The organism is Flavobacterium ginsengiterrae (genome assembly GCF_039539785.1).
GTDB lineage: Bacteria > Bacteroidota > Bacteroidia > Flavobacteriales > Flavobacteriaceae > Flavobacterium > Flavobacterium ginsengiterrae.
Genome location: NZ_BAABDU010000004.1, coordinates 439,328 through 463,670 on the forward strand (window position 1 = coordinate 439,328; position 24,343 = coordinate 463,670).

Annotated in this window: 25 protein-coding genes; 14 read left to right on the top strand and 11 right to left on the bottom strand. The window is 32.1% G+C overall.

The window, feature by feature from the left end; genetic code table 11:
- Positions 1–17 precede the first annotated feature (17 nt).
- The 4 genes from ABD859_RS12350 to ABD859_RS12365 all read left to right on the top strand — a co-directional run bounded on the left by ABD859_RS12350 (position 18) and on the right by ABD859_RS12365 (position 5,013).
- Entirely contained in the window at positions 18–3,176 is a 3,159-nt protein-coding gene (locus tag ABD859_RS12350; protein WP_345144699.1) for a fibronectin type III domain-containing protein, read from the top strand.
- Between the two features lie 172 nt (positions 3,177–3,348).
- Positions 3,349–3,690, top strand: coding sequence for a hypothetical protein (locus ABD859_RS12355; RefSeq protein ID WP_345144701.1), 342 nt, complete (start codon positions 3,349–3,351; stop codon positions 3,688–3,690).
- Entirely contained in the window at positions 3,674–4,378 is a 705-nt protein-coding gene (locus ABD859_RS12360) for a hypothetical protein (protein WP_345144703.1), read from the top strand. Before ABD859_RS12355 ends, ABD859_RS12360 begins: the two co-directional genes overlap by 17 nt.
- Positions 4,379–4,386: 8 nt before the next feature.
- The gene (locus ABD859_RS12365) at positions 4,387–5,013 is read left to right on the top strand and encodes a hypothetical protein (protein WP_345144705.1); all 627 of its coding nucleotides are present in this window, start codon (positions 4,387–4,389) and stop codon (positions 5,011–5,013) included.
- Between the two features lie 142 nt (positions 5,014–5,155).
- On the opposite strand, the gene ABD859_RS12370 is transcribed toward ABD859_RS12365, so the two are convergent.
- The 4 genes from ABD859_RS12370 to ABD859_RS12385 form a co-directional block, all read right to left on the bottom strand.
- Positions 5,156–6,043 (bottom strand): LamG-like jellyroll fold domain-containing protein, encoded by an 888-nt coding sequence (locus tag ABD859_RS12370; RefSeq protein WP_345144707.1) that lies wholly within the window; start codon positions 6,041–6,043, stop codon positions 5,156–5,158.
- 345 nt (positions 6,044–6,388) lie between these two features.
- Positions 6,389–7,309, bottom strand: coding sequence for a LamG domain-containing protein (locus tag ABD859_RS12375; protein WP_345144709.1), 921 nt, complete (start codon positions 7,307–7,309; stop codon positions 6,389–6,391).
- A 360-nt stretch (positions 7,310–7,669) separates the two neighbouring features.
- Positions 7,670–8,710: a cysteate synthase gene (gene capA / locus ABD859_RS12380; protein ID WP_345144711.1), complete on the bottom strand. Its 1,041-nt coding sequence runs from the start codon at positions 8,708–8,710 to the stop codon at positions 7,670–7,672.
- 70 nt (positions 8,711–8,780) lie between these two features.
- Positions 8,781–10,841: a S9 family peptidase gene (locus ABD859_RS12385; protein WP_345144713.1), complete on the bottom strand. Its 2,061-nt coding sequence runs from the start codon at positions 10,839–10,841 to the stop codon at positions 8,781–8,783.
- A 150-nt stretch (positions 10,842–10,991) separates the two neighbouring features.
- Between ABD859_RS12385 and ABD859_RS12390 the strand changes: the two genes are divergently transcribed.
- Positions 10,992–11,312, top strand: coding sequence for a YbaB/EbfC family nucleoid-associated protein (locus ABD859_RS12390; protein ID WP_345145549.1), 321 nt, complete (start codon positions 10,992–10,994; stop codon positions 11,310–11,312).
- Positions 11,313–11,462: 150 nt separating this feature from the next.
- Here the strand turns inward: ABD859_RS12390 and ABD859_RS12395 are convergent, their stop codons facing one another.
- Positions 11,463–12,482, bottom strand: coding sequence for a threonine aldolase family protein (locus tag ABD859_RS12395; protein ID WP_012024620.1), 1,020 nt, complete (start codon positions 12,480–12,482; stop codon positions 11,463–11,465).
- A gap of 345 nt (positions 12,483–12,827) precedes the next feature.
- On the opposite strand from ABD859_RS12395, the gene prfB reads away from it, so the two are divergent.
- The 4 genes from prfB (at position 12,828) to lpxD (ending at position 16,589) form a co-directional block, all read left to right on the top strand.
- Positions 12,828–13,926, top strand: a protein-coding gene (prfB, locus tag ABD859_RS12400) for a peptide chain release factor 2 (protein WP_345144716.1) whose coding sequence is annotated in 2 segments (ribosomal slippage) — positions 12,828–12,890 and positions 12,892–13,926 — 1,098 coding nt in all. Because the reading frame shifts where the segments join, the coding sequence is not laid out codon by codon here.
- Positions 13,927–14,778, top strand: a complete 852-nt coding sequence (locus ABD859_RS12405; RefSeq protein ID WP_345144718.1) for a hypothetical protein — start codon at positions 13,927–13,929, stop codon at positions 14,776–14,778.
- 33 nt (positions 14,779–14,811) lie between these two features.
- Positions 14,812–15,258, top strand: coding sequence for a peptide-methionine (R)-S-oxide reductase MsrB (gene msrB / locus ABD859_RS12410; protein WP_345144720.1), 447 nt, complete (start codon positions 14,812–14,814; stop codon positions 15,256–15,258).
- A 332-nt stretch (positions 15,259–15,590) separates the two neighbouring features.
- A complete protein-coding gene (gene lpxD / locus ABD859_RS12415) occupies positions 15,591–16,589 on the top strand; it encodes a UDP-3-O-(3-hydroxymyristoyl)glucosamine N-acyltransferase (protein WP_345144722.1) in 999 nt (332 codons plus the stop codon).
- A gap of 56 nt (positions 16,590–16,645) precedes the next feature.
- On the opposite strand, the gene ABD859_RS12420 is transcribed toward lpxD, so the two are convergent.
- From ABD859_RS12420 to ABD859_RS12435, 4 genes are all read right to left on the bottom strand, one after another.
- Complete coding sequence (locus ABD859_RS12420; protein WP_345144724.1) at positions 16,646–16,852, bottom strand: hypothetical protein; 207 nt, start codon at positions 16,850–16,852, stop codon at positions 16,646–16,648.
- 11 nt (positions 16,853–16,863) lie between these two features.
- Positions 16,864–17,175, bottom strand: coding sequence for a DUF3817 domain-containing protein (locus ABD859_RS12425; protein ID WP_345144726.1), 312 nt, complete (start codon positions 17,173–17,175; stop codon positions 16,864–16,866).
- Positions 17,176–17,177: 2 nt separating this feature from the next.
- On the bottom strand, positions 17,178–17,636 hold the full coding sequence (locus ABD859_RS12430; RefSeq protein WP_345144728.1) for a hypothetical protein: 459 nt from the start codon (positions 17,634–17,636) through the stop codon (positions 17,178–17,180).
- Between the two features lie 67 nt (positions 17,637–17,703).
- Entirely contained in the window at positions 17,704–18,294 is a 591-nt protein-coding gene (locus ABD859_RS12435) for a TetR/AcrR family transcriptional regulator (protein WP_345144730.1), read from the bottom strand.
- 183 nt (positions 18,295–18,477) lie between these two features.
- On the opposite strand from ABD859_RS12435, the gene ABD859_RS12440 reads away from it, so the two are divergent.
- The 5 genes from ABD859_RS12440 to hemN all read left to right on the top strand — a co-directional run bounded on the left by ABD859_RS12440 (position 18,478) and on the right by hemN (position 23,187).
- Positions 18,478–20,106: an acyl-CoA carboxylase subunit beta gene (locus ABD859_RS12440; protein ID WP_345144732.1), complete on the top strand. Its 1,629-nt coding sequence runs from the start codon at positions 18,478–18,480 to the stop codon at positions 20,104–20,106.
- A 121-nt stretch (positions 20,107–20,227) separates the two neighbouring features.
- Positions 20,228–20,650: a DoxX family protein gene (locus ABD859_RS12445; protein WP_345144734.1), complete on the top strand. Its 423-nt coding sequence runs from the start codon at positions 20,228–20,230 to the stop codon at positions 20,648–20,650.
- A gap of 114 nt (positions 20,651–20,764) precedes the next feature.
- Positions 20,765–21,112, top strand: coding sequence for a hypothetical protein (locus tag ABD859_RS12450; protein WP_345144736.1), 348 nt, complete (start codon positions 20,765–20,767; stop codon positions 21,110–21,112).
- 113 nt (positions 21,113–21,225) lie between these two features.
- Positions 21,226–21,696 (top strand): hypothetical protein, encoded by a 471-nt coding sequence (locus tag ABD859_RS12455; protein WP_345144738.1) that lies wholly within the window; start codon positions 21,226–21,228, stop codon positions 21,694–21,696.
- 126 nt (positions 21,697–21,822) lie between these two features.
- Positions 21,823–23,187: an oxygen-independent coproporphyrinogen III oxidase gene (gene hemN / locus ABD859_RS12460; RefSeq protein WP_345144740.1), complete on the top strand. Its 1,365-nt coding sequence runs from the start codon at positions 21,823–21,825 to the stop codon at positions 23,185–23,187.
- On the opposite strand, the gene ABD859_RS12465 is transcribed toward hemN, so the two are convergent.
- Together ABD859_RS12465 and ABD859_RS12470 are read right to left on the bottom strand one after the other, a co-directional pair.
- Complete coding sequence (locus tag ABD859_RS12465; RefSeq protein ID WP_345144741.1) at positions 23,184–23,885, bottom strand: sulfite exporter TauE/SafE family protein; 702 nt, start codon at positions 23,883–23,885, stop codon at positions 23,184–23,186. The genes hemN and ABD859_RS12465 overlap by 4 nt on opposite strands.
- A 5-nt stretch (positions 23,886–23,890) precedes the next feature.
- Positions 23,891–24,340 carry a FixH family protein gene (locus tag ABD859_RS12470; RefSeq protein ID WP_345144743.1) on the bottom strand — a complete coding sequence of 150 codons (450 nt, stop codon included), beginning with the start codon at positions 24,338–24,340 and terminating at the stop codon, positions 23,891–23,893.
- Between the last annotated feature and the right edge of the window lie 3 nt (positions 24,341–24,343).

Below are 24,343 nucleotides of genomic sequence, written 5' to 3' on the forward strand. Positions count from 1 at the left end.
AATCTCAATTACCCAAAATGATAAAAAAACTACACTTGTACCTGTTATTATTATGCTCTCTTATAGGATTAGGAAGTCATGCGCAGACTTTTCCAATAAGAATAACAACACAGCTTACACAGCCCTCGCCTATTTACTTAAGTAATTACGCCGATGCTAATACCGTAAACAGTCCCATAAAAATACAATTGGTACTAAACGATTTAACGATTTCCAATCGTCAGGTAAGATTAAAAATATATTTTCAGGGCAACGGTATCGCATTCAGCACAAATGATTTTGTTGTTGGTGCAAAACCTTTATACCTTGAAGGAGGATTTCCTTTACAGTTAACAAATGTAGATTTAGCGCCGTATTTTGAATATCAAAATCTGCTGGGGCTTACACCAAATCAATACGCACAGCCTTTACCAGAAGGAGTTTACAATATTTATGTTGAGGTTTATGATTTTGCAACCGGAAGAAAACTTTCAAGCAAAACGGGTACCACTACAATCATTTTTCAGAATGAGCCTCCATTTTTAAATCTGCCTTTGAATAATGTTTCAATAATGCAGCAAAATATTCAAAATATTGTTTTTGGATGGACACCAAGAAGTATCAATGTGAGTAATGTTGAATACGAATTTTCAATAGTAGAAATATGGGATAAATATACACCTGTACAAAACGCATTTGCTTATTCTCCGCCTTTATACACCACAACTACCAGAAACACTTCACTACAATACGGCATTAACGAACCACAGCTTATTCCGGGTAAAAAATATGCCTGGCGAGTAAAAGCAAAAGCGCTTCTTGGTGCTGAAGAAATTGGGGTTTTTAAAAACAATGGTTACAGCGAAATTTTCGCATTTAACTACGAAGTATTTTGTACTGCACCACTTGCCATTAATACAGAAGGAATAAGCGAAAATCAGGCAAAAGTAACCTGGTCTGGAAGTCTTGATAATTATGATTATCAGGTAAAATACCGTGAAAAAAATTCCGGTACAGAATGGTATGATCTTGTAACACCAAGAGAAACTGTTACAATCAGCAATTTAAAACCAAATACAACTTATGAATACACTGTGGGCGCATCCTGCGATGTTGGAAAATACACACACAGCACTATTAAAGAGTTTACAACTCTTGTTAGAGACGAAATTGCTTTTCAGGGCTGTGGTATTAAACCAGATCCAAATGACTTAGTCAATCAAAAACCTTTACCAGAACTTTTCCCTAATGACGTTATCGCAGCGGGAGATTTCCCAATTGTAGTTTTGCATGCCACAGGAAGTAACGGAACTTTCTCAGGAGACGGTTATGTTACACTTCCTTTCCTTGAAAAATTCAGAAAACTAATTGATGCCGCTGATGCTTTAGGCGGCGATAAAGTAAACATTGGCCAGTTTTCCCGCATTAGAATTACGTTTGATAATATTGGTTTAAATACTGATTTTAAATTGATTTCCGGAGAGATTATTGCTGGTTATGATCCTAATTGGGGCGGTATACTTAATGGTGATAAATTAGTTGACGATATAAATGATTTAGTTGATGAATATGATCCTATTATGGAATCAATATTTGGTCCAAAACCTACAAAAGAAGAAAAAGAAAATGCAGACGTTTCAATGGATGAAGAAGAAGATATTGAATCAAACAACCCTAATCCTCCAGTAGTTATACCAGTAGAATATAATCCTATAGATATTGTTGAAACTGATGAAACAATACCTTCACCCGATCCTATTATGGAGGAATCTATACCTCAGCATAGTAATACTAATAATAATTCAAATATTAGCACACCAAGCACTGGTACGCCAACTGAAAATGGTTACTATATAGAGTATAAAGGACAGAAATATTATACTGGAGGTAAAATAAAAATTCCATATAATCGCATTATGTATGCCACTTTTGAGATGAAAGAGGTGCCGACTGATGCAAAAGTTACTTTTACTATTCATGAACCCGGAAAAAAAGAAATGTGGCGAGGATATGACAGCAGCAACAGTAAAAGTTCTTTACCAATTGAAGATATCACTGTAAAAAACAACTTGAGAATTCATGATTTACAATCTGAAGCTACTAGTATTGATGGCCAACCAAAAGTAAGAGTTGAAGTTGAAAAAATCGTAGAAAAATTCACACAAATAAATTTAACGGCTACAGATATTAAATATCCTAAAAGAATTGCAAATTCAACTCAAACATTATATTATGTTGATACACCTAGTAGGAAAAATTATAAGGACACAGAATTACAAGTTAAATTATCACAAAATGATATTAATAAAATTCCTGAAGAAAATATAAAATGGTTAATTGACAGCAAAGCAAATGATTATAAGGATGGAATAACAAAATTCAAATATACAGCGATTGATGAAGTTGGAAATACTACATTTACAAATATTGCAGGTTATCCTACATTAACCAAAAAGGATGTTAAAATTAATTGGGTAAAAGAAGAAAGAAAGGATGCTTCTTTTATGCCTCTCCCAGTAACAAATGTAGTAACTCAATTTAATGATAAGCTAATAAAACCATTCGAATCTATAACAAAAAGATTAGATAAATGGACCGGAAGTAAACCAGAAGATAAAGAAAATTTTAAAATTGAAATAAAATCTATAAAGATAAAAGGTGAGGCATACAACGAAGAAGATTCAGGTTCAAGGCATTATTTTAAAACTTTAAAAGGAAGTTTAAATGGTGGTATTTCATTAAAAGGTGAGTTTTTTGGCTATCCTCCATTTTTGGCTCCTTTAAATATTAAAAACGTTACTAAAGTTGGTTTTTTTATCAGTCCAAAAGTTGAAGTTAATATTGTTGGTGCTAGATTGATGAGAACAATTGGAGAATCAAATAAAAAAACGAAAGATAACTTTCTTATTGAGGGTAATATCAAAGGATGTATAGAAGTTGGAGTTAAAGCAGAACTTCTTGTCGCAAAAGATGATATAGAATTTTCTGTAAGAGGTACAGGAGAAGGTTGTGTTTCTGGTAAAAGAGTTTTTAATTTTACAACAAATAAATGGGATGGGGGATTTTATATTGATCCTGTAAAATTAGCTGTAAAAGCAAAAATTAAATCTAAAGGTAGTTTTAAAATAACTCTAGTTGATTTTGATCAATCTTTTACAATTACTGATAAAATTGAATTAAAAAGTGATGACGAGTAAACTTATATTAAGAAGATTAATTAGATTAATCTTCGGAGTCAGTATAATATTTTCCTTAATTAGTTTTTTTCCTGCTTGCGGAGATATATTTACGACGTTATACTATAGAGATGTAATCATCAATTATCATGATTACAGTAAAAAATATATACTCATAGATTCATTAACATATATGAATACTGATGGGAACAATAATCCAAGGATAGATGGGTATTCCAAACAATTAAATAATTATAAAACTATTATTTTGTTTAACAAAAATTCAAATGAGAGAAACTATTTTAAAGATGAGAAAGGATTGTTAAAAGGATTTGTATGGCATCGCAAAGGAGTAGATTTTGCTTTTCCTGCAAAAAAAGAAGATAGTGTTTTCCCTGTAAAAAAATATCTTCGTAAAAATTTAAAAATTCCTATTTTATGGTTATTTTCGATAATCACGAGTTTTATAACATACAAAATTTCAACTAAAAGCAAACTATTTAAAAATATTAGTGAAGATGAACCGAGTAATTAAAATATTAATATTGATAATGATTAGTTATAATTTTTATTCACAAGAAAAAGGATCCAGAATGTATTCTTTTGATATAGATGAATTTAATTTTTATAAATATCAAGCTGAGTTTAAAATTAAAGCTACTAAAGATTTCAAAACAATTAAAAATGAATTTCCAGAAGATTTAATGCAATCAATAATTTCTTGTTCTGACGAAGAATGGGAAATTTTTAATACTCTTGGTGGTAAAGAGAATGCTCAAATTAATGAGCCAGATTATTATGAGTCAATCAAGAAAATGGATATTGATAAAAATTATTTTGAATTGAAGCACAAACTAGAATTTGAAATAGATCAAACTCCTACAGTTATTATTAAATTTTATTTTATAAGTCAAGATAATCTACAGCCACAAGCCGGAATTATAGTAATGCAAAAATATGACAATCGATGGTATAAAACATCAATGAAAATGGTACCAAATATTGCAATGGTTGTACTAAAATTAAAAACTAGTGAATTAGAAAAAATTATTACTGGAAATCTTAATTCTCCAGAATTAATACAAATTCATGAAAAAGTTTTCATCAAAGATAAACTGGATTTTAATCGATTAAAAATCGAAATGGATTCTTGGTATTTAGATGATACTAAAGAGAATATCCTTAAAAAAGAATATTTTAAGGATCCAAATTCAATATTATAAATTATTACATGAAAAAAATTATATTCGCACTAACTATCTTACTTACTTCCTTTAGCTATTCACAAAATAACTTTAAAGATTTAAAAGAGAGCAAAATTAAAGCTACTGGGTCATTTCAATTTATTGAATCCTATTACTATGATTATGTTGCTAATTCTAACAATGTCAAAGATTCATTATACACAAAAATAGATCAAAGCAATAATGCAGAAGGTTCATTGACTTTAAAATTAAATAATTTACTTGAAGTCAATAAAGAAATGGTCTTAAATAAAATTTCCTTATTTTCTAAAATCAATATAGAATACAATCAAAATACTTTTTGTTTTATTAAATTTAAAACTATCGAAAATAATATTATTTCAAAGGCACAAATTTATGTTTGTAAAAAAGAAAACAATACTTGGAAGGAATACTTAGAAACAAATAAAATTATAGAAAAAATAAAATTAGTATTGTTATTGAAAGAAAATGCTTTTTTACAATTTGAGATCAAAGAAAATAATCCCAAATATCCTGAGATTAATAACTTAAAATCACAAGTCACAGACTCAGATGGTATTTTAAATATATACAAACTAGCTAATGTTATAGAAAAAAACAAATCTACCCTCTCAAAATATTTAGATAACTAATACAAAACACCATGCAACCTCAAAAATTACAAGATACGCCATTATATTACTAGTAGTTTTATTTATAGTAATCAGCGTAATCAGCTAAAAAAAGAAAGCCTTCTGAAATTCAGAAGGCTTTCTTTTTATAAAAATTTGAATGTTATTTTTTAGCACTGCCACTTATCACCTTAATCAAATAAGTACCTTCTGGTAAATCAGTGATGTTTGAAGCGTTGATTCCCGGAATTTGTTTGCCTTGCGAAAAGACCTCAACATTTTTACTGGTTTTATAACCTTCAGTTACCGGACTGTTAGAAGCCGTTGTTTTAGCCGGCAGAATTGTGATTTTTCTTGTATTCGAAACCGGAGCTGATTCTGTTACAACTGGCACAGGTTTAGAACTGTTATAAGACTCCATAACCTGCTCATCTGTCATTGCTACGGCATATAATTTAAGATCATCAATATCAGCATTAATACTTGTAGACGCATTCAGCTTTCCAATATTTAAAATATATCCCTTTGTAGAACGCGAAATTCCTTCAACAGTTTTTAATAATTCACCATTTCGATATACTTTTGAAATAGCTCCATCATACGTTAAACTATAAAAATACCAAGTATCTTTTGCAAGCGGCACCGAAGCCACAACATTACTTGTATCGCCCCAGCCTATTAGACTTACATCAGAATTTCCTCCCGTTGCGGCCTGTTGAGATAAACCAAAATACTGTCCGTTTGCTGGAGTACCATAACCCAAAATGTAATTCGGAATCGTTAAACCATTAAATTTAACCCAAACAGAAATGGTTCTGGGCTTATTTGCCTGCGGAAGATCGCCAACAACAGCCTGAAAAGCTTTATTGTTTAATCGTAATGCTCCGTTAGCCACACCTAATCTATCACTCGCAAAAGTGGGCGCACCCAAAAAAGAAATAGAATTATCGGCACTATTTAAATTTCCATTAAAATTGAATTCCTGAACTGGATTTTGAGCATTCACGCTTAAAAAACTCACAAACAAGAAAGTGAGTAATGTTTTTTTCATATGCAAAAGAGATTAGCTTTATTTATATGTATTTAAAAATAATAAGGTTATCGCTAAACGATAAATCCTCAGGATCTTAAAATATTAATTATATTTTTATAAATTTTGTTAAAACTATAATTTTAATTCAACACCTCCAAGCAATTCCTACATCTAAATATACAATTCTCACAAAATTCAAAGCATAGTCTTTAAATCATTTATTTTTTAAGTTCAAAAAATCCAGAAGTATTAAAAATCAAAAAAGTCTCCCGAAATTCAGAAGACTTTTTACCTGTTCCAAAACCTGATTGCTACTAAAAAATATAAAAAAACTAACTAACTATTTTAAAAATAAGGTAATAATTATTTTGAAGTAATTTTCTTGCCTGGCGTATTTGTTATTTTTAGCAAATAAGTTCCCTCTGGAAGATCATTAATATTCATTGAACTATTGCTTCCTAAAACCTTCTCTCCTTGCGAAAATACTTCGATATTTTTTGTTCCTGCATTTACATCTTTATTGGCTATTATTGAGCTTGATATAGTTGATTTTGCATTTGTTTTAGTTCTTACCGTTCCTTTTGCAGTTTTAGCAGAAACTGTTGTTTCAGAAATTGCCGTAATGAGCGGTTTTGATTTATTATACGATTCTAAAACTTGTTCATCTGTCAATGCTCCGTCGTAAATTTTTAAATCATCTATGTCTGCATTTATACCAACACTTGTATTGATTTCTCCTAATCTAAAAATGTTTCCTTTTGTAGAACGTTTTAAACCGCTTATATACTTCAACAATTCTCCGTTTCTGTATATTTTAGAAACTGTTCCATCAAATGTTGTAGTGTATTGATACCAAATTCCTTTTGCCAGTCCGGTAGAAACTATAACATCATTTGCAGCGCCCCATCCTGCTAAACTTAAATCAGAATTTGACGATGTAGTTCCTTGATGTAATAAACCAAAATATTGCGCATTATAAGCCGAGCCATAACCCCAAATGTAATTTGCCGAAGCAATATCATTAAACTTCACCCAAATGCTTACAGTTCTTCCTGTATTGCCTTGAGGAAGATTATCAATCACAGCTTCCAGAGCCTTATTATTTAATCTTTGAGCTTTTCCTGCAATTCCTTCCCTATCGGCAACAAAATCATTTGAGCCCATAAAAGAAATAGTATTTGATTCGTTATTTAAAGTGCCATTAAAATTAAACTCCTGAATTAGGTTTTGAGCATCCCCATTTAAATAACTTACAAACAATAACGAGAGTAGTATTTTTTTCATAATGATAGATTTAACGGGTTGAAAATAAATGTGTTAATTTTACACCGCTAATCTATATTAATGCACAACTTGTAGAAAATTTCTTCGTTCAGTTACCAAAATAATCGTTAAAATAACCAAATTTGATATTTTTTAACCGTGAAAAACAGATTATTATACTTTAGCCCTTTTAGTTAAAATTATATTTTTTATTCAACCGAAAAGATTATTTCCTACGTATAAATACGCTTTTTTAAACAAAACAAACATTTTGGCAATAAAAAAATACACGGTTTATAAATCCTTTTCTTTATTTGCAATAAGAGCAAAAAAAAACTCCATTCAAAATAAATGGAGTTTTAAATATATTTAAGATAAATCTTATTTCACAAATTCAACTTTTTGAGCTTCTTCTTCGTTAACACTATCAAAGAAACCTTGTTCATTCATCCAGTCATCGCTGAATACTTTGCTCATATAGCGTGATCCATGATCAGGGAAAATTGCTATAATGTTGCTGTCTTTTGTAAACTCACCTTCCTCTGCATATTGCTTAATCGCCTGCATTACTGCTCCAGATGTATATCCAACAAATAATCCTTCTTTACGAGTAATTTCTCTTGCAGAATGCGCACTCTCTTCATCGGTTACTTTCATAAACTTATCGATGATGTCGAAATCTGTTGCTGAAGGAATTAAATTTTTACCTAAACCTTCAATACGATATGGGTAAATCTCTTTATTGTCAAATTCTCTTGTTTCGTGGTATTTTTTCAAAACTGATCCAAAAGCATCTACACCTAAAATTCTAATATTTGGATTTTGCTCTTTTAAGAATTTTGCAGTTCCTGAGATAGTTCCTCCTGTTCCGCTGCAAGCAATAAGATGTGTAATTTTTCCTTTTGTTTGTTCCCAGATTTCGGGACCTGTAGTGTTGTAGTGCGCATCAATATTTAGCTGGTTGAAATATTGATTAATGTAAACTGAGCCTTTTGTTTCCTCGTGTAATCGTTTTGCTACATTATAGTAAGATCTTTCATCATCTGCAGAAACATGAGCGGGACAGACATATACTTTTGCTCCCAGACTTCGCAGCATGTCGATTTTATCTTTGGATGATTTTGAACTTACGGCCAAAATACAATTGTACCCTTTTATAATGCTTACCATTGCTAAACTAAAACCTGTATTACCTGATGTAGTTTCTATTATGGTATCGCCTGGTGACAATATTCCTTTTCTTTCGGCTTCTTCAATAATATATAACGCTATTCTATCTTTTGAGGAATGACCTGGATTAAAAGCTTCTACCTTTGCGTAGAAATTTCCTTCTAACTCTTCGGTGATTTTATTTAGCTTAATAAGTGGGGTGTTACCTATTAACTCTAAAACATTATTATAAGCGTTTATTTCTTCTTTCATAAAAAAATAGTTAATCGAAGGCATTTTTAAAATACCTTGATAGGTTGCAAATTTAACAAAAAATTTCTAATTAGCTTTTAATTTTTTCTAAATCTAATAAAAAACTAAATTCTTTTGCTAAGTCTTTTAAAGCCTCAAAACGTCCTGAAGCCCCGCCGTGTCCGGCATCCATATTAGTATCTAAAAACAATTGATTATTATTTGTTTTTAAAATTCTTAATTTGGCTACCCATTTAGCTGGCTCCCAATATTGTACCTGCGAATCGTGTAATCCTGTAGATACATACATATTTGGATAATTCTGCGCTTTTACATTATCGTATGGTGAATACGATAACATATAATCGTAATACTTTTTATTATTTGGGTTTCCCCATTCGTCGTATTCTCCTGTTGTAAGCGGAATACTGTCGTCCAGCATTGTTGTAATAACATCTACAAAAGGAACCTGAGCTATAACTCCATTATATAACTCGGGAGCTTCATTTACAATAACTCCCATTAAAAGTCCTCCCGCAGATCCACCTTCAGCATAAAGATGTTCCGGCGAAGTATATTTTTCGTCTATTACAAATTTAGAGCAATCGATGAAATCTGTAAAGGTATTTTTCTTTTTTAACAGTTTTCCGTCCTCATACCATTGTCTGCCTAAATCCTCTCCTCCTCTAATATGAGCAATTGCATAAACAAATCCGCGGTCTAACAACGAAAGTCTTGTTGATGAAAAATAAGTATCCATCGTGATTCCGTATGATCCATAAGCGTACAATAAAAGCGGATTTTTTCCATTTTTCTGCAGACCTTTTCTATAAATCATCGAAATTGGCACTTTTACACCATCTCTCGCTGTAGCCCAAACACGTTCTTCTATATAATTTTCTTTATCAAATTTACCACCTAAAACCTGCTGTTCTTTTAAGATTTCTTTGGTTTTAGTTTTCATATTAAAATCAATTACCGAAGATGGCGTTGCAAGCGACTGATAGCTGTAACGCAAAATATCGGTATCAAAATCAATATTTGTGGTTGTAAATGCATTATAAGTTTCACTTCCAAACGGCAGATAATAACCAGGCTCATCGTTCCAAGGCATGATTCTGATGTGATTTAAACCATTTGAACGCTCTTCTACAACTAAATAGTTTTTAAAAATTTCAATATCTTCTAATAAAACATCTTCGCGATGCGGAATCACATCGACCCAATTTCTTTTCCCTGTTTTATTTTCAGGTGTTTTCATTAATTTGAAATTCGTAGCTTTATCTTTATTGGTTAAAATATAAAACGAATCTTCATAATGAGAAATACTGTATTCTAATCCGCGAACACGAGGCTGAAATACTTCAAACTCGCCATCTGGATTATCAGAATTTAAAATTCTATATTCAGTCGTTAAAGTACTTCCTGAACTTATTACAATATATTTTCTTGATTTTTCTTTACTAACCGAAACATTAAAAGTATCATCGGTTTCATTATAAACCAAAACATCAGCAGCAGATTCTGTATTTAACTTATGTCTGAATATTTTGTCTGCTCTTAGCGTAACTTCGTCTTGTTTTGTGTAGAAAATTGTATTATTATCATTTGCCCAGACAGATCCGCCTGTTGCATTTTCAATTTTATCTGCCAGAATTTCACCTGTTTCAAGATTTTTAATTTGAATGGTATAAATTCTTCTTCCTACGATATCTGTACCAAAACTGGCAAACTTATTATCAGGACTTATACTTAAACCTCCTAATTTAAAATACGCATGCCCTTTTGCTAATTCATTGCAGTTAAAAAGAATTTCTTCATCTGCCGAAAGGCTTCCTTTTTTTCTGGAGAAAATTGGGTAATCCTGGCCTGTTTCAAATCGAGTGATATAGAAATAACCATTATAGAAATAAGGCACAGACGAATCATCTTCTTTAATTCTTGCTTTCATTTCCTCATATAAAGATTCTTGTAAATCTTTTGTATGAGCTGTCATTTGCTGATAGTATTCGTTTTCCTTGTTTAAATAATCGATAACTTCCGGGTTTTCTCTGTCGTTAAGCCAAAAATAATTATCGATTCTTGTTTCTTTATGTTTCTTTAATGATTTTGGAATTTCTTTGGCTTTTGGAGCCAGTATATCGTTCTGCATTGATTTAATTAAGCATTAGGTTTTTAATTCGGAGACACAAAAATACTACAATCACATATAGAACGAAATTAAATTTTTCATAAAATATTCTATTGTAATCATACAGCAATATAGTAATTTTGTATGAAACAATTTAAAAATCAACAAAAAATGGATTTAATGGGAATGATGGGTAAACTTAAAGAAACCCAGCAAAAAATTGAAGATACAAAGAAACGCCTTGATACTGTTTTAATTGACGAACAAAGCGCTGACGGATTATTAAAAATTACGGTTACTGCAAATAGAAAAATAAAATCAATCTCTATTGATGATTCTCTTTTAGAAGACAAAGAACAATTAGAAGATTACTTAATTGTTACTCTAAACAAAGCAATTGAAAAAGCTACAAGTGTTAACGAAAGAGAATTAGACGCTGTTGCTAGAATGGATATGCCATCTATTCCGGGAATGGATAATTTGTTTAAATAAGGTACTAAGGTTCTGAGTTTCTAAGTTTCTAAGCTGCTAATCTTCTGAGATACTAAGACTTAAAAAGGCGAAGTTTTTATAAAAACTTCGCCTTTTTTATCTGATTTAAGCTTAGAATCTCAGAAACTTAGCGGCTTAGGACCTTCTTTTCTAAATCTTCGAAAGCGTTTCTACTACATAGGTATGCATTACTTCTTTATAATCTAAGTGGGTAACAATTCTAAGTTTATTATGCCCTAAAGAACTTATTAAAATATTTTTCTGTTTTAATTTTTCAATCAAAAGCTGGTCGCTGTAACCTTCTGCCAATGAAAAAATTAAAATATTAGTTTCAACAGGTTCTACAGATGCAACCCATGATTTTGTGCTTAAAATAGCTCCAATTTCTTTAGCTCGGCGGTGATCTTCTGCTAATCTTTCTATATTATTAGCTAAAGCATATAATCCGGCAGCGGCTAAATATCCAACCTGACGCATTCCTCCGCCTAATATCTTTCTGATTCTCAACGCTCTATGAATATCAGCTTTACTTCCAAGCAAAACTGAACCAATTGGAGCGCCTAATCCTTTTGATAAACAAACCGAAATAGTATCGAAAATAGCACCAAATTCCTTCGGATTTTGTCTCTTTGCAACCAATGCATTCCAAATTCTGGCACCGTCTAAATGAAACTTTAAATTATTAGCATCACAAACCTTTTTTATATCTCTTAAATCCTGCAATTCATAGCAGGCACCGCCGCCTTTATTTGTTGTATTTTCTACACAAACCAAACTTGTTAATGGGCTATGATAAAATTCAGGATCATTAATTGCGGCTGCAACTTGTTTTGCATTAATCATACCTCGGTCTCCATCTAATAAACAGCAAGAAACACCGCTGTTAAAAGAAACACCTCCTCCTTCATAATGAAAAACATGCGCATATTTATCAGCAATTAACTGTTCTCCCGGCTGTGTATGAAGTTTAATTGCAGTTTGATTTGCCATAGTTCCAGACGGAAAGAAAAGTCCAGCTTCCATACCAAAAAATTCGGCTACTCTTGTCTCTAATTCGATAACCGTAGGATCCTGTTTATATACATCGTCGCCCACATGAGCGTTAAACATATACTGAAGCATCTCATACGTAGGCTTGGTAATGGTATCGCTAATTAAATTTATTTCCATATAAAACTATATATTTTGGACTGCTAAATTACGTATAACTGTTAGTTATTAATCTCATGTTTTAATAAATTTTAACTTGGAGATTACATACAACCAAATTAACGTAATATTTGTAAAAAACATATAAAACAGGCATTAATAATTCAAAATTTGATTTCTTATTTTTCCAATCAATTGTTTTTATTAAAAAATCAGCCCTCACAAATCTATACTTTTTTGCACAGTATTTTATAGCTGAATTCTAAAAACTAAATCTTATTTTTGTACAACGAAATTACACATTAGTTTTCGACAAAGACTAATCAAATTACAACAAAAAACATCTAAAAAACAAGTTATTAATTTATGACAACAGCCGAACAAGTAAAAGGTATTGTGGAGCGCCTTGGTGCGTTGAGGAGGTATCTTTGACGTTGATGCCAAGCTAATCGAAATTGCAAACGAAGAAGAAAAAACTTTTGCGCCTGATTTTTGGAACAATCCAAAAGAAGCAGAAAACATTGTAAAAAACCTTCGAAACAAGAAAAAATGGATTGAAGATTATGATAAAGCGGTAAGTCTTACAGACGAATTACAGCTGGCTTATGATTTTTATAAAGAAGGAGAACTTTCTGTAGAGGAACTTGATGAGCAATATGATACTGCACAAGCTCACATTGAAAACATCGAATTCAAAAACATGCTTTCTGACGAAGGTGACAGTTTAAGTGCCGTTGTACAGATTACTGCCGGAGCCGGAGGAACTGAAAGCTGCGACTGGGCCGGAATGCTTATGCGTATGTACATGATGTGGGGCGAAAGTTATGGCTACAAAATAAAAGAACTTAACTTTCAGGAAGGCGACGTTGCCGGAATTAAAACCGTAACTTTAGAATTTGAAGGTGATTATTCTTTTGGTTACTTAAAAGGTGAAAACGGTGTACATCGTTTGGTTAGAATTTCTCCTTTTGACAGTAATGCCAAACGTCATACTTCATTTGTATCTGTGTATGTATATCCACTTGTAGACGATAGTATCGAAATTGACATTAACCCTGCCGATATCGAAATTACAACTTCTCGTTCAAGTGGCGCCGGAGGACAAAACGTAAATAAGGTTGAAACGAAAGTACAATTGGTACATAAACCAACCGGAATTCAAATTCAGTGTTCTGAAACCAGATCACAACAAGATAACAGACAGCGTGCTATGCAAATGCTTCGTTCTCAATTATATGAAATTGAGCTAAAGAAACAACAAGCGCAGCGTGCTGATATTGAAGCCGGAAAAATGAAAATCGAATGGGGTTCGCAGATTCGTAATTACGTAATGCAGCCTTATAAATTAGTAAAAGATGTTCGTACAGGTTACGAAACCAGCGACGTTGACGGCGTTATGAACGGAAATATTGATCCTTTCCTTAAAGCCTATTTAATGATGATGGGACAGAAAGAGGAAGAATAAATGAACAAATATGTAAAAGGTTGTTTAACATTAATTGCTGTTGTTATTACATTATTGGCAATAGCAATTGGATGGTTCTTTTGGTCATCAAGTAACCGCATAAAACAAGCTGAAATTGATGGAATTGCATTCTCAAAAGAATGTGATTCCGTCAAATTTATTACTGAACAACCGGAAATTCAGTTCGCAAAATTCAAAAAAAACGAAATTAGTGTTCTTAAATTTCAAATTCTTAGAGAAGGGAAATTTATTCAGGACACCTTAATTAAAAATGGTTTTAAAAAAGATGATGGTAATGAATACAAAACTATTGCTATTCCCTACAAGAGCTTTTTAAAAACCGATACAATCGTAGTTACAACACAAAACAAATTACATTATTATATTTCAGGTTACAGTCATTATGCTTATCTTCATTATGGAATGACAGGTTATCTTGGAAGCCATGATTGTCGATTTAATAATAATCCAAGCGTTAATAATGAAGTTTTTTCAAGTGCAATACTTTTGAGACAAAATGGCTGGATAAATCCCGAAATCTCAAAACATATTAAAAAAATTAGCGCTACTGATAGTATTGAATATTATGGTTTTGCAAAAAGATGCAAGATTAAAATTGAAGATGCCGAGCGTATTCTTAAAGAAAAAAGAAAAAATCAGGTTTTTAGAACTACCACAATAAATGGTATTGAGGTTGGTCCAGAAAATAGTTACTATTTATTTGGCGAAGAAACAGAATCAGGAACACTTCCAGATGATTTAGTTCCCAGAAATCTTAAGCATTATGTAGTTAAAATAAATTGTGAAACGGGAGAATATAAGCGTTATTCTAATTATCCTTTTGACAATTAAACTTTTTCATATTTTACTAAAAAAACAATAGTTATGATAAAATGGGCAGATGTAATTCATTTTACAAATAAAGGAAATCCGGCTCCTGAAAAAAGAGTTGAGAAAACAGAAGAAGAATGGAAACAGCTTTTAACTCCTGAAGAATATCAGGTAACACGTTTAAAAGGAACTGAAAGATCTTTCAGCTCTGAATTATGCAGTTTATTTGATCCGGGAATTTACGAATGTAAATGTTGCGGCACTGTTTTATTTGATGCAAGTGAAAAATTTGAATCAGGAACAGGCTGGCCTTCTTTTACGCAGCCAATTAAAGAAAATGCTATTGCATATCACGCCGACAGATCGTACGGAATGGTGCGTGTTGAAGTTGTATGCAATGTATGCGATGCGCATCTAGGGCACGTTTTTCCAGACGGACCTCCGCCAAGCGGTTTGCGATATTGCATAAATGCAGTTTCATTATCTAAAATCAAAGAATAATTTCAAAAGCGATTCCTTAAATGTGAATCGCTTTTTTTTTGAATATTCATTCAAGTAAAGAATAATTAACAAAATATATGTAGGTCAGTACTTATCAATTAAATAATTTATTTTCCTGTACATATTTTTTAAGATAATTCATCTAAAAATCAAATTACACCAGTTCTAATTATTAAAAAAACTTCATTAATTTAATAATTAAAATGTTAATTTTGTAATATTTAGACTTCTATTTTAAATAATTATTAAGAAACTCAAAAATTTTATTAGGTAATTAAAATCTAATTTATTTTATTTGGCAAAAATTAACCCCAAGTGATTAAAAATTGTCAATGAGATCGTATTCAATTCAAGAAATTAATGAAGTTATAAATGGCGTAATTTACGGCACTACTTCACAAAGCATTACCGCAACAGAACAATTAGAAAAAGCTACAACTTCAGAAATTTCTTTTATAGGAAATAAAAAATACGAAAAATACTGGTCGACATCAAATGCATCAATTGCTGTTGTAAACGAAGATATTTCGATCGAACCGGGTGAGAATCGCGCTTTTATTAAAGTAAAAAATGCCGATTTAGCGATGTCTCAAATTCTTGCTCTTTTTGCACCGCCAACACCCGTATTTCATAACAATATTCATAAAACTGCAACTGTAGACGAAACAGCCATAATTGGCGAAGGCGCAAAAATTGGTGCCGGTTGTTATATAGGTCCAAAAGTAGAAATTGGCGCCCATGCTACTATATATCCAAATGTTACGATTCTTGATGAATGTACGATTGGAAAAAACACCATAATCTGGTCAGGAACAGTCGTTCGCGAGCGTTGTCATATTGGCAGCGATTGTATCATTCACCCAAATGCAACAATTGGTGCAGATGGTTTCGGATTTCGTCCTTGCACAGAAAAAGGCTTGGTAAAAATTCCGCAGATTGGAAACGTAATTATTGGCAACGGAGTCGAAATTGGAGCAAATTCATGCGTTGACCGCGGTAAATTTAGCTCTACTGTTTTAGGAGACGGTTGTAAAATTGATAATCTAGTTCAGATAGGTCACAACAGTAAACTGGGAAAATTCTGTATCATGGCAGGAAACAGCGGTTTAGCAGGTTCTGTAACATTAGGAAACGGCGTAATTATTGGCGGAAGCGCTTCTATAAAAGATCATACCACAATTGGCGACGGTGCTGTAATTGGCGCAGGATCTGGGGTTACGGGAGACGTTCCAGCAGGAAAAACAATGCTGGGTTATCCGGCTGTTGAAGCGCGTGATGCTTTAAAACAGTGGGCAATGTTAAAAAGAATGGTCTGCAATCCTAAAAAATAAAAAGAATTGCATTAAGATAAAAAAGGCAGAAGATAAAACTTCTGCCTTTTTCATTTTTATAAAGCTTCACATTCAAAGCCAATTACTTTCATTAAAAAAATTACTTTCTCGATAATATCATCTTTACATTCAAATCGTAGAATATTATCGCAGTCTTCGAGATCAAAATTCCACTTTGAATTTGGAAATAACCTATTGAGTTTCGGCGTAACTTTCTTTACTTTCGAAACACTGTCAATATTTGTTTTAAATACAAAAACCATAATACTAAATATTACTGATTATCGATTTTACTCAAAATTTTTGAATCAATATAAAAAGTGCCAAATGGAATAACACAGGCTAAAAGCACTTTCCAGGTTGTATCTTTAAATTTCCAGCTCTGCTCTACTCCAACACTTAAAGTATTAAAAATAAAAAGCAGAAATAGAGCTCCGTGAATAGTTCCTACGGAACGAGTTAGAAAAGGCATTTCAAAAATATATTTCATTGGCATAGCTATAAAAAGCAGAATTAAAAGAGAAGTTCCTTCTAAAAAGCCAATAATTCGTAATCTTCCGGTATTTGTTTCAAGTAAATTTTTCATAATTATCTAAAATAAGGTCGGTTTGCAAGAGGAGAAAATGGCCAAGGAATAGCAATAAAAATGATTAACAAAGCAATTGAAAACCACAAAAACATAGTTTTGAATTTTTGTTCATCTAAAAGTTTCCTTTTAGCCAAAGCTGAGCCAATGGTAATAACGATAATGGCAAGCAGCATCAAAAAGATGTGAATAATTCCGAAAAAAGACGCATCTAAATTTGAAAAGGCATCTTTGTAATTTCTCCAGAAATATTTAACAATTGGACTCTGCACATACACTAATATTCCAAAAAGAAGTTGAATATGTGCAATTGTGGCCGTCCAGTGCCTAATAACGTTTACCTTTTTAGTAAATGGAAGTTTTTGAGAATAACCTTTGTAAGCCAAGTAAATAGAATACAATAAGCTTAGTAATACGAGCCATCTTATAAAAGAATGACCTGATAAAAGTGTTTGATACATTGTTTTTTGATTAAGACAATGCAAATATATTCAAAAACATACTAATTAGTATGTTTTTGATTTTTTTTTATTTCAAACCGTTTAAATATGATTCAAGTTCTTTTAAATAAACAAGATAAGATGAATTATCATTTTGAAGTTTTCCAAAATTCCGTATTCCCCAATAGCCGGATAAGATAAAAAAAGCAACTTGCTCGCCTGAAACATTATTTCTAATCAATCCTGAATCTTTTCCTTTTTCAACAGCTTTAATTAAGGTTTCTTTCCATAAATTGACCAATTCAGACAAGGCTTCACTGAATCTGTTGTTCCATGGTGTCATTTCCTGCGTAAGATTCCCAACAGGGCAACCGTATTTTACCTGTAAAAAAGGATCTTCAAGCAGTAAATAAGAAATCATGTTATAAAAATCTTCAATGGGATTTTCTGAAGCCTCAGTTGGTTTTATAAAATGTTCTAGCATTGTAGGACGCAGAATATCTTCAATAATAGCAATTCCCATTTCATCTTTTGTTTTAAAATGATAATAAAATGCTCCTTTTGTAACCTGCGTAGTTGCAATAATTTCATCAATACTTGTAGTTTGGTATCCTTTTGTATAAATCAATTCAAATGCTTTTTGAAGAATTGTAAGTCGGGTATTTGCAGCTTTAGACATAAAATACTAATTAGTATGAAAAAACAAATTAAAGAAAAATAATTGGTTTATGTTTATTTGTTCAATTTTGAAAAAACAAGAAAATACATTCATAAACTTTTTTCTAAATTCACAAAACAACTCATTTATTTCAACTGATTTTGTAAATTAGCCAACACTATTTTGTAAAATCAATATTATATCATGGATTTAAACTTCAATAAAAACGAAGATCACAATAAACTCTTACTTTCAGAATTAAAACAAAAATTTGCCAAAGTAAAATTAGGCGGAGGCGAAAAACGTATCGAAAAATTACATGCCGAAGGAAAAATGACGGCTCGTGAACGTATCGCTTATTTATTAGATGAAAATTCAAATAGTATTGAAATTGGCGGTTTTGCCGGAGAAGGAATGTATGCAGAACACGGCGGATGCCCTTCTGGCGGCGTTGTTGTTAAAATAGGATATGTAAAAGGAAAACAATGCATTGTTGTGGCTAATGATGCTACAGTAAAAGCCGGTGCCTGGTTTCCTATTACAGGAAAGAAAAACCTTCGCGCACAAGAAATTGCAATAGAAAACAGACTTCCTATTATTTATTTGGTAGACAGCGCAGGAGTTTATCTTCCTATGCAGGATGAAATTTTTCCTGATAAGGAACATTTCGGTCGAATTTTTAGAAACAATGCTCAAATGAGCAGTATGGGAATCACACAAATTGCTGCCGTTATGGGAAGCTGTGTTGCCGGAGGCGCTTATCTGCCCATTATGAGTGACGAAGCTTTAATTGTAGATAAAACCGGAAGTATTTTCCTTGCCGGAAGTTATTTAGTAAAAGCCGCTATTGGCGAAACCATAGATAACGAAACCTTAGGAGGCGCAGCAACACACTGCGAAATTTCCGGAGTTACTGATTATAAAGCTAAAGATGATAAAGATGCTTTAGATAAGATTAAAAATATTGTCGATAAAATTGGTGAATTCGACAAAGCCGGTTACAGCCGAATCAAAGCCGAAAAACCTGCTTTAGAACAAAACGATATTTACGGAATTTTACCAAAAGCCAGAAACGAGCAATATGATATGATGGAAATCATTAATCGTTTGGTTGATAATTCAGAATTTGAAGCGTATAAAGACGGCTATGGTCAAACTATAATTACCGGTTACGCCAGAATTGACGGCTGGGCTGTGGGTATCGTTGCCAATCAGCGTAAAGTCGTGAAAACCAAAAAAGGTGAAATGCAGTTTGGAGGCGTTATTTATTCCGACAGTGCCGACAAAGCAACCCGTTTTATTGCGAATTGTAATCAAAAGAAAATTCCACTTGTATTTTTGCAGGATGTTACCGGATTTATGGTAGGCTCAAAATCAGAACATGGCGGAATTATTAAAGACGGTGCAAAAATGGTAAATGCAGTAAGTAATTCTGTTGTACCAAAATTTACTGTTATTGTAGGTAATTCATACGGAGCAGGAAATTATGCCATGTGCGGTAAAGCCTATGATCCAAGATTAATATTTGCCTGGCCAAGTGCAGAACTTGCCGTAATGGGCGGAACTCAGGCAGCTAAAGTTTTGGCGCAGATAGAAGCTTCTTCACTTAAAGCAAAAGGAGAAGTTATTGACGAGACAAAAGAAGCCGAATTATTTAACAAAATAAAAGCACGTTACGACGAACAGACTTCGCCATACTATGCCGCTTCAAGATTATGGACAGATGCTATTATAGATCCGCTTGATACCCGAAAATGGATCTCAATGGGAATTGAAGCTGCTAACCACGCTCCTATTCAAAAACCATTTAATTTAGGAGTAATTCAGGTTTAACTTTTTAATAATTCAAAAAAGACGTTAAATAAAAAGTAAAAAACTTATTTCCAGACACTTAAATTACATATATCATTAAAAATTAGTAACTTTATGTAATAATTTTTAATCACGTAGTATCATGGAAAATGTTAAAAGCTTAAATAAGTGGGCGAACTCGCATACTTATTTACCAGTAGATTTGGTGCGTATTATATTGGGTGTTTTTTTATTTATGAAAGGGATTTCGTTTGTAACAAATATTCAATATTTACATGATTTAATTTCTCCTATTGATCGGTTTGGAGGCGGCATGTTTCTTTTGCATTACATCGCACCAGCCCATATGATTGGAGGGATAATGATTGTATTCGGGCTGCTTACCCGCTGGGCAATTGCAGCTCAATTACCTGTACTATTTGGTGCTGTCTTAGTAAATTTAATGGGACACATGCACTCTGAAAGCTTAATTCTAGCAATCGTAGTTTTATTACTATGTATTTTCTTCTTATTTTACGGAGGAGGAAAACACTCTGCCGACTATTACTTCAAAATGCAGCAATAAAAACATTTTATCCTCAGCTTTTATTTAAGCTGAGGATAAAATAATAAACCATTTTAAGAAGTAATTAGCACTTAAAATTTCGTTTATTGTGTTTTATGAACTAAATTCGCAGCCATGAATTGGATTCGTAAAACCATATTTTTTGTATCACTTTTAATCATAGCTCTTTTTGCTGTTAAAGCAGATGAGTTTCCTGTGCAAAAAAGTGAAAGTCAAAAAACAGATACGAATTTCTGTAAAGACATAGCCGATTCTTCAGCATTTATTCAGCCTCAGGGCAGTTATCAATTTGCTGCAAATATCAAAACAGATACCGCGGCGGTAATCAAATGGTTTGATGCACTTCTTGTTATTATTCCGCAGCACAAAGCAGTTAAATCTGCATTTAACTTTACTAATCAGTTTACCACTCAGAGCAAAAAAATTCAGTTACTGCTCTATGCCTTCCATTTTTTTTGGTAAATAATTCCCGAAATTATATTTTGAAGAAATAATTCTTCATCATAACTAAGCCGTTTTCATACTGAAAACTGTTTATTATTTCCTATTATTTTACCAACCTTAAAAATCAAAAAATGGAAACAAGTGTAACCATAATTGGTATTGTGATCGCGATCATAGTAGCCATTCCAATATATTTTTCAGCACGATCGAGCGCTGCAAACAAATCACGAATCTTAAATATCAAAAAGAAATTCAATCCAAACAATCCGCAGGAATTTGATTTAACTGAATCTCAAAGCAATAAAACACTTACAATCGATCAAAAAAACAGAAAATTTATTCTAATGAATTTCAATCCAAATCAGCAGGAATCAACCTATGTCGATTTGAAAAGTGTTTCTTCATGTAAATTAATCCCAACAACAGACGGCAATTCAGATACTATCGTAAAAATAGATTTTGAATTTCAGGATAAAGAAACTTCAAAAAAAATAATAATTCCATTCTATGATTTTGATGATGACCGCATTAAACAAATAAGCGTGTATCAAGATCATATGTTTGCGAAAAAATGGCTTAAAATCATTCAGGATTCTATTTAATGTTAGTTATTTAATTCAGTAGAAAGAGGCTCTTTATGAGTCTCTTTTTTTATTAATTAATATGATATTTGTCATTTTATACACCAGTTTCAAACGGTAATTTTGGTGAAAACTAAATCCGTCTTTATGAAAATTTCACTAACCCAGAAGTACAATGTACCAGGGCCAAGATACACCAGTTATCCTACCGTACCTTATTGGAATGAAGCTGCTTTTACTGTAGAAGAATGGAAATCTTCTTTTCAAAAATCATTTTCAGAAAGCAATTCTCAAAACGGCATCAGTTTATATATCCATTTACCATTTTGCGAAAGTATGTGCACCTTTTGCGGCTGCAACAAACGAATCACAAAAAATCATTCTGTTGAAGAAAAATATATTCAGGCCGTTTTAAAAGAATGGAGTTTATACTGCAGATTACTGCCGGAAAAACCTCTTATAAAAGAAATACATTTGGGCGGAGGAACTCCTACTTTCTTTTCTGTAAATAATTTAGAACATTTAATAAATGGCATTTTCAGCTTTGCCAATAAAGCCGAAAACCATGAATTCAGTTTTGAAGGTCACCCTAATAATACAACGTACGAACAATTAAAAAAACTATATGATTTAGGCTTTCGCCGAGTTAGTTTTGGCGTTCAGGATTACTCAGAAAAGGTACAAAAGGCAATTAATCGTATTCAGCCTTTTCATAACGTTGCAAAAGTTACTTTTTGGGCAAAAGAAATTGGTTATACTTCAATAGGTCATGATATTATATTTGGTCTTCCTTTTCAAACCGTTGAAGATGTAATTGATACTGTTGAAAAAACAAATTCTGTAAAACCAGATCGTCTGGCATTTTACAGTTACGCTCATGTTCCGTGGATTAAAGGAAATGGCCAACGAGGTTTTAATGAAGAAAACCTTCCTAAGGATGCCGAAAAAAGAGAATTATACGAAACTGGCAAACAACTGCTTTCTGCAAATGGTTATCATGAAATTGGAATGGATCATTTTGCTTTAAAATCAGACAGTTTGTATCATTCGGCACAAAACAAAACTATGCATAGAAATTTTATGGGCTACAGCGCCTCAAAAACACAGCTTATGATTGGTTTAGGAGTTTCTTCTATTAGTGACAGCTGGTATGGTTTTGCTCAAAACACTAAAAATCTTGAGGATTATTATCAATTACTCGAATGGGATCAAATTCCGGTTGTAAAAGGCCATATTTTAAATAAAGAAGATCTTATCATCAGAAAACATATTTTAAATTTAACCTGCGAACTCGAAACTTCCTGGAATCAGGATTCTTTATACTTTAAAGAATTGCCGGAAGTATTAAGCTCTTTAAAAGAAATAGAAAACGATCAGTTAATTATAATTGAAGAAAATAAAATCAAAATTACCGAAGCAGGAAGACCATTTGTTCGTAACATCTGCATGGCTTTTGATTTACATTTAAAAAGAAAATCACCGGAAACAAACTTGTTTTCGATGACAGTTTAATGACAATTAGGAGTTCCCTGAACAAACAAACTTATATTTGAAGGAGATAAATAGGGAATTCCTAAACCCAAACCACGCAAAATAAACAATACTCCAATTATCACGGCAACATAAGGAATTGCTTTTTGAAGTTTATTTCTAAATGGTAATTTTAAAAGTGATTTCACATACACTACAACGGTCATTAAAGGAATTGTTCCTAATCCGTACAATAGCATATACAAAACACCAAAACCTGCACTCTGCATTGCAATTGCTCCAAATAAAGCAACATATACCATACCGCAGGGTAAAAATCCATTTAATAAGCCAATTGTAAAAAGAGATTTATAACTCTTCTTTTTAAACTGGCTTCCTAAACTTGATTTTATATTTGAAATTACTTTGTAAACTGGTTTTGAAAAATTGTATTTAGCAAAAACTTTTTCTGGTATTAAAGCAATTAAGATCATCGCAATACCAATAAAAATTGACATTTTTTGCTGCATTCCGGCCAAGAAAAAGCCTCTGCCTAATAACCCAAAGATTAACCCAATTACAGCATAGGCAGTTAATCTTCCTAAATGATAAGTCAGTATTTGTGTTACTTTTTTAACTTCATTTTGATGGTCAACAGGAAGCATCATCGCAATTGGTCCGCACATGCCAACGCAATGCAGACTGCTTATAAGACCTAATATGAAAGCAGAAAATAACATTTTTATTAATTTACGTAAATAACTTCTTTTGTTAAGTATTTTTTACCTTCATACTGCCATTCCATATTAACATCCCAGCGTCCTTTTATAAGTTTTTTGTGTGGAATAACTATAGAAGAATTTGTTAAAGCAATCTGAGTATCAAAATCAAACTTTTTATTTGAAGGACGATATAATAAAATGTTTCCTTTTATCTTGTCGCTTTCAAAAGTAGCTGGAAAAGTTACTTTTACACCTTGTTCTTCAAATTTAATCGAAGGTTTATGCTGTAAATCATGTGCATTTTGAATTCGGGCCATTTCTTCCTGAAAATGCGTATCGTGTTTGTAATATTCTTCTACAACCAAATCGTTATCATATTTACTATTTGATTGTACTTCAAAAACAAAATATAAAATAAAAGTCATAAACAATGCAAATGCAATGACAATTCCGGTTCCCCAATTAATTTTCATGAT